This window comes from Flavobacterium daemonense (genome assembly GCF_007341385.1).
GTDB classification, from domain to species: Bacteria; Bacteroidota; Bacteroidia; order Flavobacteriales; family Flavobacteriaceae; genus Flavobacterium; species Flavobacterium daemonense.
This window is the reverse complement of the sequence record NZ_VJYD01000008.1, coordinates 198,801-210,741: the sequence shown is the minus strand read 5'-3', so window position 1 is coordinate 210,741 and position 11,941 is coordinate 198,801. Positions and strand designations below refer to the sequence as shown.

Annotated in this window: 14 protein-coding genes; 4 read left to right on the top strand and 10 right to left on the bottom strand. The window is 33.7% G+C overall.

Going from position 1 to position 11,941, the window contains the following annotated elements:
* Positions 1 to 6 precede the first annotated feature (6 nt).
* Together FND99_RS12500 and FND99_RS12495 are read left to right on the top strand one after the other, a co-directional pair.
* Positions 7 to 1,086 carry an HlyD family secretion protein gene (locus FND99_RS12500; RefSeq protein ID WP_144338289.1) on the top strand — a complete coding sequence of 360 codons (1,080 nt, stop codon included), beginning with the start codon at positions 7 to 9 and terminating at the stop codon, positions 1,084 to 1,086.
* Between the two features lie 5 nt (positions 1,087 to 1,091).
* On the top strand, positions 1,092 to 2,681 hold the full coding sequence (locus tag FND99_RS12495) for an MDR family MFS transporter (protein ID WP_144338288.1): 1,590 nt from the start codon (positions 1,092 to 1,094) through the stop codon (positions 2,679 to 2,681).
* Between the two features lie 237 nt (positions 2,682 to 2,918).
* Here FND99_RS12495 and yaaA read toward each other — a convergent pair whose 3' ends face one another.
* Complete coding sequence (yaaA, locus tag FND99_RS12490; protein WP_144338287.1) at positions 2,919 to 3,677, bottom strand: peroxide stress protein YaaA; 759 nt, start codon at positions 3,675 to 3,677, stop codon at positions 2,919 to 2,921.
* 514 nt (positions 3,678 to 4,191) lie between these two features.
* Here yaaA and FND99_RS12485 point away from each other — a divergent pair.
* On the top strand, positions 4,192 to 5,625 hold the full coding sequence (locus FND99_RS12485; RefSeq protein WP_162615553.1) for a CCA tRNA nucleotidyltransferase: 1,434 nt from the start codon (positions 4,192 to 4,194) through the stop codon (positions 5,623 to 5,625).
* Between the two features lie 112 nt (positions 5,626 to 5,737).
* Positions 5,738 to 6,763: a COX15/CtaA family protein gene (locus FND99_RS12480; RefSeq protein WP_144338286.1), complete on the top strand. Its 1,026-nt coding sequence runs from the start codon at positions 5,738 to 5,740 to the stop codon at positions 6,761 to 6,763.
* Here the strand turns inward: FND99_RS12480 and FND99_RS12475 are convergent.
* The 9 genes from FND99_RS12475 to FND99_RS12435 are packed head-to-tail and all read right to left on the bottom strand — an operon-like array spanning position 6,744 to position 11,759.
* Entirely contained in the window at positions 6,744 to 7,511 is a 768-nt protein-coding gene (locus FND99_RS12475) for a LytR/AlgR family response regulator transcription factor (RefSeq protein WP_144338285.1), read from the bottom strand. The genes FND99_RS12480 and FND99_RS12475 overlap by 20 nt on opposite strands.
* A 36-nt stretch (positions 7,512 to 7,547) precedes the next feature.
* The gene (locus FND99_RS12470; RefSeq protein WP_144338284.1) at positions 7,548 to 7,916 is read right to left on the bottom strand and encodes a 2TM domain-containing protein; all 369 of its coding nucleotides are present in this window, start codon (positions 7,914 to 7,916) and stop codon (positions 7,548 to 7,550) included.
* Positions 7,917 to 7,934: 18 nt separating this feature from the next.
* Entirely contained in the window at positions 7,935 to 8,303 is a 369-nt protein-coding gene (locus FND99_RS12465; RefSeq protein WP_144338283.1) for a 2TM domain-containing protein, read from the bottom strand.
* 18 nt (positions 8,304 to 8,321) lie between these two features.
* The gene (locus tag FND99_RS12460; RefSeq protein WP_246074213.1) at positions 8,322 to 8,627 is read right to left on the bottom strand and encodes a 2TM domain-containing protein; all 306 of its coding nucleotides are present in this window, start codon (positions 8,625 to 8,627) and stop codon (positions 8,322 to 8,324) included.
* Between the two features lie 2 nt (positions 8,628 to 8,629).
* Complete coding sequence (locus FND99_RS12455) at positions 8,630 to 8,980, bottom strand: 2TM domain-containing protein (protein WP_144338281.1); 351 nt, start codon at positions 8,978 to 8,980, stop codon at positions 8,630 to 8,632.
* 10 nt (positions 8,981 to 8,990) lie between these two features.
* On the bottom strand, positions 8,991 to 9,302 hold the full coding sequence (locus FND99_RS12450; protein ID WP_144338280.1) for a 2TM domain-containing protein: 312 nt from the start codon (positions 9,300 to 9,302) through the stop codon (positions 8,991 to 8,993).
* A 2-nt stretch (positions 9,303 to 9,304) separates the two neighbouring features.
* On the bottom strand, positions 9,305 to 10,663 hold the full coding sequence (locus tag FND99_RS12445; RefSeq protein ID WP_144338279.1) for a 2TM domain-containing protein: 1,359 nt from the start codon (positions 10,661 to 10,663) through the stop codon (positions 9,305 to 9,307).
* Positions 10,664 to 10,686: 23 nt separating this feature from the next.
* Entirely contained in the window at positions 10,687 to 11,310 is a 624-nt protein-coding gene (locus tag FND99_RS12440; RefSeq protein ID WP_144338278.1) for a hypothetical protein, read from the bottom strand.
* A 41-nt stretch (positions 11,311 to 11,351) separates the two neighbouring features.
* Positions 11,352 to 11,759: a DUF2141 domain-containing protein gene (locus tag FND99_RS12435; protein ID WP_211356628.1), complete on the bottom strand. Its 408-nt coding sequence runs from the start codon at positions 11,757 to 11,759 to the stop codon at positions 11,352 to 11,354.
* Positions 11,760 to 11,941 lie beyond the last annotated feature (182 nt).

Genomic DNA, 11,941 nt, shown 5'->3' with positions numbered 1-11,941 from the left:
GCTCTCATGGAAAAGAAACAGACAAATAAAAAATTCATCATCATACTAACCGTTTTGGTTTTAGTGGGAGGAACATACGGAATATCTAAATACTTACACTCACAGGCTCACGAAGAAACGGATGATGCTCAAATCGAGAAAAAAATGAATCCGATTATTCCTAGAGTATCAGGATATATCAGTAAAGTTTATGTGAAAGATAATGATTACGTAAAAAAAGGAGATACTTTGTTTACTATCGATAAAAGAGATTATCAATTAAAAATCGATGAGGCAAATGCTGCTTTATTAGGTGCTGAAGGCCAATATGAGGCTGCAAAAGCGGATATTGGAAGTGCGTATGCAAGCATCAATGTTTCTGATGCTCAAATGAAATCTGCAAGTGGTTCTATCGAAAGTGCAAAAATCAGATTGAGACAACTTACAAATGATTACAACCGTTATAACAATTTGTATAAAACGCACACAATTACAAAACAACAATATGAGCAAGCGTTGACAGCAAAAGAAGAAGCTGAAAACCAAGTTCGTGTTTTAGAACAACAACAAAAAGCTACTTCTTACCAAAAATCTGTTATTCAGTCAAAATCTAAAGTTTCTGACAAACAAACTGAAGTTGCGGCGGCTAACATTAAAAAAGCGCAAACAATGCTTGATGTTGCTAAATTGAATCTTACTTATACTGTTGTAACTGCAGCAATTGATGGTCAGGTTTCTAAAGTAGATATTCAGCCAGGACAATTGGTTCAACCAGGACAGTCTTTATTTTATATCATCAACAACAACGAAGCTTGGGTTGTAGCTAACTTTAAAGAAACACAATTAAACAAAATGGTTGTGGGGCAAAAAGTAAGCTTAAAAGTAGATGCATATCCTAATTATGAATTCAAAGGAATTGTAACTTCATTTTCACCAGCTACAGGATCTCGTTTTTCATTATTGCCTCCTGACAATGCAACAGGAAACTTCGTAAAAACAATTCAGAGATTACCAGTAAAAATTAGTTTAGATCCTACAAACGATCCTGAAAAAGTAAAATTATTACGCCCAGGAATGAATGTTGATGTAGACGTACATTTGAAATAATATAAATGGCAACAGCAGTACAAGCAGACGACGATTTAGTAGAATACGGCTACAGACGTGTGATCATTACGATTACGGCAGTACTTTGTGCATTGCTGGAAATTGTAGATACAACGATTGTAAACGTAGCGCTAACAGATATGCGAGGAAGCCTTGGTGCGACCTTGACCGATGTAGCGTGGGTAATTACAGCATACGCAATTGCGAATGTTATTGTAATTCCGATGACGAGCTGGCTATCACAGCAATTTGGAAGACGTAACTATTTTGTGGCTTCCATAATTATATTTACGGTCTGCTCCTTTTTGTGTGGTAACGCCACGAATATTTGGGAACTTGTAGCCTTCCGATTCGTACAAGGTATGGGCGGTGGTGCATTACTTGTAACAGCCCAAACGATTATTACAGAAAGTTACCCAATCGCCAAACGTGGCATGGCCCAGGCTATTTACGGAATGGGTGTAATTGTAGGTCCAACTTTAGGTCCGCCTTTAGGAGGTTATTTAGTAGATAATTATTCTTGGCCTTATATTTTCTATATCAATATTCCACTAGGGATTATTGCGACGATTTTGGCATTGACTTTTGTTAGAAGTCCGAAATACGGAGAAAAATTAAAAGCAAATCAGGTTGACTGGTGGGGAATTATTTTATTAAGCGCCTTTATTGGTTCTTTACAATTCGTATTAGAGCATGGACAGCAAGATGATTGGTTCAACGATTCTACAATTGTAACTTTAAGTGTTATAACTGTTCTTGGATTAGTTTTATTTATTTGGAGAGAGCTTACTTATAAATACCCAATCGTAAACTTGAGTGTTTTAAAAGACGGAAACTTAAGAATTGGAACCGTAATGTGTTTTATTCTTGGTTTTGGTTTGTACGGATCAACATTGATCATTCCAATTTACACGCAATCCATTTTAGGATGGACAGCAACTGATGCCGGATTATTATTGATTCCTGGTTCGATTACGACAGCGTTCATGATGCCTTTTGTAGGTAATATGATTCAGAAAGGTGTTCCGCAGGCGTATATGGTAGGAGTTGGATTTTTTGTATTCTTCCTCTTTACTTATATGATGTACACTCGTATGACACCAGATACAGGAGTAGAACACATGTACTGGCCTTTAATTTTAAGAGGAATTGGTTTAGGATTGCTTTTCGTTCCTATTACGACACTTTCACTTTCGACTTTAAAAGGAAAACATATTGGTGAAGGTGCTGCCTTTACCGGAATGATGAGACAATTAGGAGGTTCTTTTGGTATTGCCATTATTACCACTTTTATAACGCGTTTCAGCCAAGCACACAGAGTCGATTTGATTAACAATCTAGATCCTGCAAATTACGATGTTCAACAAAGAATTTTAGGAATGCAGAGAGCTTTTATGTCTAAAGGATATAGTGCTGATGTCGCGCTTAAAAAAGCCTATCAAGTAATAGACTATTCTATTTTAAAACAAAGCACCGTAATGTCTTACATGGATATTTTTATGTATCTGGGAATCTTGTTTTTATGTTGCATACCGATTATTCTCTTTATCAAAAAAGGGAAGAACAAAATTAGTGCAGCCGACGCAATGCATTAATAATAATAATTTTATAATACGCAGAAACGCCGAATTCATCATTTAGAATTCGGCGTTTATTTTTTAGTTTAACCGCAAAGTACGCAAAGAGTTTATTTTTAAGAGGCATTAAAAAACGCAAGGTTCGCAAAGCTTTGTGTAAAACTTTGCGAACCTTGCGTAAATCTTTGCGCTCTTTGCGGTTAAAAAAAACAGCAAAAACCTCAGAACCTTAGAACCTCAGCACCTTAAAAAAAGCTATCTTGTAAAAACCAAATGATTCCCTTTTGAAAGATTAGCATCAAATTGATAACCTTCGTAATTGAAACCTTTTAAATCGTCGATTGTTTCTGCATCTGTATCAATAATATAACGAACCATCATCCCTCTCGCCTTTTTGGCAAAAAAACTGATCATTTTTAATTTTCCGTCTTTGTAATCTTTGAAATCTGGAGTGATTACAGGCACTTTCAAAGCTTTTACATCAACAGCTGAGAAATATTCCGTACTGGCTAAATTCACAAACAATTCACCTTTTTTCAATTCTTTGTTTAAAGCTTTTGTAACGATCGGTTTCCAAAATTCATGCAGATTTTTAGATTCTCCTACCGGCATTTTTGTTCCCATTTCTAAACGGTACGCCTGCATCAAATCAAGCGGTTTTAAAAGACCGTAAAGTCCAGATAAAATTCTCAATTTATCCTGTAGAACATCTAATTTCTCAAGCGGAATCGAGTAAGCATCTAAACCTGTATAAACATCACCATCAAAAGTATAAACTGCCGGACGAGCATTTTCAGGAGAAAAAGGTGTTTTCCAATCCTGATTTCGTTTCCAGTTTAAATCGGCTAGTTTGTCTGAAATTGACATTAATTCAGATAATTCGGCTGGCTTTTTTTGTTTTACAACTTTATGAACCACTCTCGCTTCTTTTAAAAAATGTGGTTCTGTATATTGAGTTGTTGGTAATTCTTTTTCAAAATTTAAAGACTTCGCTGGCGATATAACTATTTTCATTTGTGCTTTTTTGTATGATTCAAAAATACAAATTGAAATTTTAAAAATTGATTATCGTAATTGATTTGTTTTATTGGGGTATAGATTTTTGTCAGCCACGAATTTCACTAATTTCCACGAATTATTTTTTTATGCAGATTGCGCATTTTTTTGCCACAGATTAAAAAGATTTAAACAGATTTTTTTAATCCTTTTAATCCTAATAATCTGTGGCAGTAAAAAATAATTCGTGGAAATTAGCGCAATTCGTGGCAAACCATTTTCGCCACAGTTTACATAGATTTTTATTAATCATTTTAATCCTTCTAATCTGTGGCAAAAAAAAATAATTCGTGGAAATTAGTGTAATACGTGGCAACCTTTTCTTTTTTAATAAAATTCTGCAGCACAAAATGTGAAATTGTTCAAAAAAGTGGTCAAGAGATTATAATAGGCATTTTCTATGTTGTAAATTTGCATGCATTTCATTTCTTAGAAATTTGAAATCGAATTCTATTCAAAAATCATTCAATTCGTGGCTATACAAACAAATTATAAAACCGCTTTACAAAACAAAATCTTCGATATTATTTCGAAAGCTTCTCGAGAACTTAAAGTTGACTCTTATGTCATTGGCGGATTTGTTCGCGATTTGCTTTTAAACCGAGGTTCTAAAAAAGATATCGATGTTGTAGCGGTTGGAAGCGGCATCGAATTAGCATTAAAAGTTTCCGAATTGCTTCCAAACAAGCCAAAAGTTCAGGTTTTTAAAACTTATGGAACTGCAATGCTTCGTTTTGAAGATACTGATATTGAATTTGTTGGTGCCCGAAAAGAATCTTACAATCGTGACAGTAGAAATCCAATTGTAGAAAATGGAACGCTGCAAGATGACCAAAACCGTCGTGATTTTACGATCAACGCTTTGGCACTTTCTTTAAACGAAAATAATTTTGGAGACCTTTTAGATCCGTTTGATGGTTTAACCGATTTAGAAAATAAAACTATCAAAACACCTTTGGATCCAGATATTACGTATTCTGACGATCCTTTGCGAATGCTTCGTGCGATTCGATTTGCAACACAGTTGAATTTCGAAATCGAAGAAAATTCATTAAATGCCATCACAAAAAATGCAGATCGCATCAAAATTATTTCTGGCGAAAGAATTGTAGACGAACTAAACAAAATTCTTTCGACGCCAAAACCATCAACAGGATTTTTGCTTTTATATAAAACGGGACTTTTAGATTTAATCTTGCCTGAATTAACAGCTTTGAATCAGGTTGAAGAAGTCGAAGGTCATACGCATAAAAACAATTTTTACCACACGCTTGAAGTTGTGGATAATATTTGCCCAAATACAGATGATGTTTGGTTGCGTTGGTCGGCTTTATTGCACGATATTGGAAAAGCGCCAACAAAACGTTTCAACAAAAAACAAGGTTGGACTTTTCACGGACATGAATTTTTGGGCGGAAAAATGGCTAAAAAAATATTCGAGCGTTTGCATATGCCTTTGAACCACAAAATGAAATTTGTGCAAAAAATGGTTATTATGAGTTCGCGCCCAATTGTTTTGGCTCAAGATATTGTAACCGACAGCGCAGTTCGCCGTTTGGTTTTTGATGCAGGCAAAGATGTTGAAAGTTTAATGACTTTATGCGAAGCGGATATCACAACTAAAAATCCAGCAAAATTCAAGAAATACCATAAAAACTTCGAAGTTGTCCGCAAGAAAATTGTAGAAGTCGAAGAGCGCGATCATGTTCGTAATTTTCAACCGCCAATTTCTGGTGAAGAAATTATGGAAATGTTTAACTTGAAACCTTCTCGCGAAATTGGTATTTTAAAAGAAGCCGTAAAAGAAGCGATTTTGGAAGGCGATATCCCAAATGAATATCAGGCAGCTTACGATTTTGTGATTAAAAGAGCTGAAAAACTAGGCTTGAAAAAAGTTACAAAGTAACAAAGGTTCAAAGCCACAAAGACTTTATATATAATTAAAATATTAATGTTTCAAATATTGCATTCACAACTATGAACCTCTGCAACTTTGAAACTTTGCAACTTAAAAAAGAATGAAAAAGCATTTCCCTACAATCGCAAAAACAGCATTAATTTTAGTTTATTTAGTAATTGTTGCCGGCGCATTAGTGAGAATGACAGGCTCAGGAATGGGCTGTCCAGATTGGCCTAAATGTTTTGGGTATTATATTCCGCCAACAGATATTAAAGAATTGACTTGGGAACCAAATCGTGTTTTTGAAAAAGGTCAAGTAATCATTAAAGATGAAACACTTTTGGTTGCTAAAGACAATTTTACAACACAAACAACTTTTGATGCCTCTCATTGGGAAAAATATACTAAACATGATTATGCACTTTTCAATCCGTTGCATACCTGGATTGAATACATCAACCGATTATGTGGAGCTTTAGCTGGAATGGCTTGCTTTTTTATGGCAATTGCTTCATTTGGATTTTGGAAACAAAACAAAAAGATCACTTTGCTTTCTTGGCTAGTTGTTTTTATGATGGGCTTTCAGGCTTGGCTTGGCGCAAAGGTGGTGTATTCAGTTCTGAATCCAATAAAAATTACAGTTCACATGGTTATGGCTTTGATAATTGTGGCTGTAATACTTTACATCATTCAACTAGCAAGACCTAAAATAGCTGCAGTAAAATTCAATGCAACTTTTAGAAATGTACTTTTGATTTCGCTTTTGCTGACATTAATTCAAGTTGCAATAGGAACTCAAGTTCGTCAATTTGTAGATGAACAAGTAAAAAATGGCTTAACAGCAAGTATTCTATGGTTGCAAAATCCGTCGGTAACTTTTTACGTTCACCGTTCTTTTTCTATAATCGTTTTATTAGTAAATCTTTATTTGTATGTTCGAAATACAAAACTAGGATTAGGTTTTACAAAAATGAAATGGGTCCTTGCTGTTATTGCAATTGAAATTGTTACCGGAATTGCCATGGCTTATTTCGATTTCCCGATAGGAAGTCAAGCAATACACTTAGTTTTGGCTTCTATTTTATTCGGAATACAATTCTATATGATTCTCGAGGCAAGAAAACCTATCCAAGCCAAGCTTTAAAATCCTGGACTTTTTCTCGGCTTACAATTACCTCATCTTCTTTGTACGTCGGTAAAATTACTTTAAGGCGGGAATTCGTGTACACCTGAATTTCTTTTATTGCTGTAAGTGGCACAATAAATTTTCTGCTTACGCGAAAGAAACTCTTCATGTCGAGTTCTTGCTCCAGAATTTCTAAAGTCGAATCGATTAAGTAATTTCGGTTGTCGAAAGTATGGATGTAAGTTCCTTTGTTTTCACTAAAGAAACATTCGATTTCATCTGTAGTAATTACTTTTAAATGCTGTCCAATTTTAACTGTAAATCTCTTTTTATAGGTCTTTTCAAAAGGATTTGACAGCATTTGGCGGATTTGTTCAAAATCCAACTGCAGATTAGAACTTTGAGATGTTGATTTTGGTAATCGCAGCTTGAATTTTTCGACAGCAGTCTCCAGATCATCTTCATCAATTGGTTTTAAAAGATAATCAATACTGTTTAATTTGAAGGCTTTTAGCGCATATTCATCATAAGCAGTTGTAAAAATGATGGCACTTTTTATATCAATTTTTTCAAAAATTTCGAACGATAAACCGTCAGATAATTGAATGTCCAAAAAAATCAAATCAGGATGTTCGTTGTTTGCAAACCAATCTACTGATTCTTCAACAGAATGCAGCATGGTTTTTACTGCAATATCAAGTTTTTCAAGTTTTCTCTGCAGTAATCTCGCTGCCGGTTTTTCGTCTTCTATAATAAGTGTGGTCATTTATTTGGCTAAAAAATTGGAAAATCTAATTCAAATTTACTCCCATTTATTGGTATTTTGGTTCTCTTTTTCCATAAATTTCTGGATTTTCTTTTGTTCCCAATCTTTGGTAAAAAAGATGTCAGGACCAAATACCGAAAATGCATGAATTAATAATGCTATTCCCCAATAAAAGGCAGTAGAATACGTGTGCCAATCTGATAAACCGTTGTAGATTATATCTTTTCCAAATATATCACGGTTCAAATTTGTTACAATAATTATTGCATTTACAATAATATAAATTCTCAAATGCGAGTAAAAACCTTTAATTCTTTTTACTTTTCTGTATGCAATATTGAAGTTTTCATCTGTGCTCAAATCCTCGTCATGATCTTCAAAAATATTTCTTCCAAAACGTCTCATTTTAAATCTCTTTTAAAGTTATTGCCACTTAGTGCTTTTTTCAGACTCTTGACTCATGTATTCTTTGATTTTTCTTTCTTCCCAATCATCACCAAAGAAAATATCTCGTCCAAATACTGATGCAGCATGCATCAATAAAGCGATTCCCCAATAAAATGTTGTTGAATAAGTATGCCATTCAAACAAACCACTTTCATTAAAATGACTTCCGATAAAGTCTCTATTTAAACTTGAAATGATGATAATTGCGTTCACAATTAGAAATACTTTCAAATGCGAATAAAAACCTTTTATTCTTCTCACTTTTCTATATGCAATATTAAAACTTTCATCATTCGAAAATTCTTGTCTGTACTCTTCGTACATGCGTCTTCTTAAGCGTCCCATTTTTTTTTTATTTAAGGATTATTGCCACTTTTTTTTGTTCTCTTTTTCTTTTTCCATGAATTCTTTGATCTTTTTCTCTTCCCAGTCTTTTCCTAAAACCGGAAATACTTCAAAAACCTTCAATCCATGAAAAAGAACTCCAACTCCCCACCACATCAATGGCCAATAAAACCAAAGATGATCTGGCGATGTCATTAAATTAATGACAATTAGAATTATGTTTACTAAAATAAAGGCTGTTAAGTTTCCATAAAAACCTTTAATATTCTCGACTTTCTTTTTTGCCAAGTAATATTTATCCTCGTCATTAAAATTTACTTCCATGATTACTCCCATTTTTGTTTTTTTACTTTTTTATGCAAAAGGCTGTCAAGTTTTCGTTCTTCCCATTCTTCGTCAAAAATTTTATACGAAGCAAACAAATCAATTGCAGAAACCAAGAATACAGAAGTCCAAATTACCATTACAACACTATTCAGATATATGAAAGGAAAAAAATGAACTGAAATTCCATAATATTCTTTCAAAATATAGGCGGTCAATCCGACAACGTAAATGAGCATATGCACACAAAATGATTTTAATTTAAAAACTTTTTTGAAGATAATTTCGCAATCTTTATCTGGGTTAGATTCCAGAGAAATATTCTCTTTATTATTTTCTTTAAACCGTTCCATCCTATTTAATTTAGTTTATCCCGAATTTATTTCTGTTCTCCTTTTCTTGATCCAAAAATTCTTGAATTTTTCGTGCTTCCCATTCCTTATTAAAAAAAGGAGAATATCGAAACGCGGCCAATCCATGCATCACAATTGCAAATCCCCAGCCAAATACGCAATATAAACACCACAAATATCCTGGCGATGTCATTAAATTTACCACTATAACTATTGGGTTGCAAAGTATATAAACTGTCAAATGCTGGTAAAATTCTTTAATTTCTTTTACTCGCTTCTGCGCTTGATAGTAACGTTCTGCTTCAGTATAATTTGGATCCATGATTATTTCCAGTTTTGCTTGTTGTTTTCTTTCTCTAAAATCTCTCTGATTTTTCGTTCTTCCCAATCTGAGCTGTAACCAAAAACTTTAAAAGCATGCATTACAACTCCAAATCCCCAGCCTAGAGCCGAAAACCAAAACCACTGAAATCCAGGAGAATACCTCAAATTTATAAAAATTAAAAATGGAATCACACAACAATATGAAATTACATTTCCGTAAAATCCTTTTAATTCTTCAACTCTTTTTTTAGCTCTGAAATAAGCTTTATTTTCATCGCTATAGTCAACACTTGTTTCCATAACTGTAATTTGTTTAGTTAAAATTGGAATTTTAACGGTGAACGTTTCTTCATTTTGTTCAATCACCACTTTTCGGTTCGTTACAATTCCGTATCGGTTTACAATATTTTGAAGTCCCACTCCTTTTCGGTCTTGCAGTACTTCCTTCTTTTGAAAATCATTTTGAATCGCCAGATAATCTCCATCAATAAAAATTCTGATATGCAACGGTTTTTGTTCGCTTACAACGTTATGCTTTACTGTGTTTTCTAATAAAAGCTGTAATGAAAGCGGAACCACTTTTGCATCTGGATTTATATCTCCTGCTGGCAATTCATAAAAAAGACTGTTTTCAAAACGCATTTTCAGCAAATTCATATAGGTTTTTGCGAATGATAATTCATCTTCTACAGAAACCAATTCTTTATCTTTTTGCTCCAAAACGTAGCGGTAAATTTTAGATAAAGAAGTCGTAAATCGCTGTGCATTATCTGGATTTTCTTCGATCAAAGAACTTAAAACATTCAAGCTGTTAAAAAGAAAATGCGGGTCAATCTGATTTTTTAAGCTTTCGAATTGGGCATTTGCCGTTCCTGCGATAATCTTCTGTTGTGTTATTTCAAATTTTGAAGCTTGTTTCCACTTCACCATAAAACTTCTGGCTTGCAGAAAAGTTGAAACTCCCAGCGAAACAACGATGTAAAAAAGATGCACCCAAAGCATTCGTGCGCTAAAAAACACATCTAAAGTTACGTGTTGAAGGACAACAAAAATGAAATAATTTATTCCTAAAACTACCGGAACCGTGTACAAAACAGTAGTAAGGATTCCGTAATAGACTCTCAAATTTGTTTGCTCCAGCCAATCCCACTTTTTATCTAGAAAAACACTGATAAAGCCATTCCCAAAACCAAGTCCGAAAGAATAAAGACAGCTTACAAAAAAAGTAACAAGAACGTTTTTAACACTGAAATCGTCTCCTAAAAATGCTGAAAATATTATTGCAAAGACCATAGAAATCTTGAAACATGTGATCGTTCCACTTCTAACATCTGCAAAGTTACTTCTATAGTCTTTCATTCTAAATCAGCTTAAATTAAAATTTATTTTTTACAATTTTTTTGAGTTTCCAAAGCTCTTTCTATTCCCCATTTTGGAGAAAAAGGAGTTGCAGGTTTAAATGTAGTAAAAAGTTCGACAGCTCTATCAACTTGTGCGCACAATGGTTTTGTATCAACTCCTGACCATTTTGCTCCGCCAATTTGATAATCAGCTTCACCAAAAACGATTCTCGGATTATTTGGATCAATCGCTTTTCCTTTTGCGTAAGCTTCCATCACTTTAGCCGAATATTTCATTCCGTTTGTCATTGGATCTGCAACTACCCATGCTGTATAAATTAAAGCTTGCATCGCATAAAGTTCTGCATTGTTCTGATCTTTAATCATTTCAACATCTAACGCATCTTGCGCTTTAGTTAATAACAAATCTATTTTTGTTTTATCTTTTTCGCTGAAAGCCGATGTTGTGTTGATTAACGCTACATAATAATTTGGCAGATAACTTGTTTTCTCTGCAGCAGCGATTCTTTCAAACATTGCCGATGCTTCAGCATTTTTTCCTTCTTTCCAAAGCCCAAAAGCTTTTCCCATTCCTTGTTCAAATTGTGTTTGCGCTGAACTTATTACTACTACAAATAATGCGATTAAAGTGACGATTTTTTTCATTTTATAAATTATTTAATGGTTAGTTGATATGGATTAGTTTATTAGAATTTAATTTCAATTTTTGAATCTTTGGCGACATTAAATTTAGCATCTGCATACAAAGGAGGTCCCATAAATCCTTTTGCATTGTTTGAAGCCGCATATTCTTCTGACGGAATTCCCATTGCGTTTCTGTCAAGCTTTCCGTTTGTGTTTTCATCATGATAAGTTGAAATTGCATATTCTCCTGCAGGAAGATCTTCAAAAGTTACAATTGCCTGATTGTTTTTAATTTCGGAAGCTAGACTTTTGTAAGTTGTTTTAAGAAAAGTTCCGTCTGAATTATATAATCCCACTTTAACAACTCCTGTATCATTTTTTAAGCCTGAAACAGCAACAGTTAATTTTACATTTTGTGCAGACATTAAGCTACAGATAAATAAAATAGTTATTGTAATAATTTTGGTCATGATTTCTAGTTTTTTAAGGTTCTAAGGTTCTGAGTTGCTAAGGTTCTAAGTTTTTTTTGTCTTAGAGCCTTAGCAACTTAGCGACTCTTTTTAATTGATGATTAAAACTCTGTTTGTTAATTTATACTTCAAAAGTATGTTGGATTTTACTGTTTTAAAATTAAATGATACTGAGTTGTCGA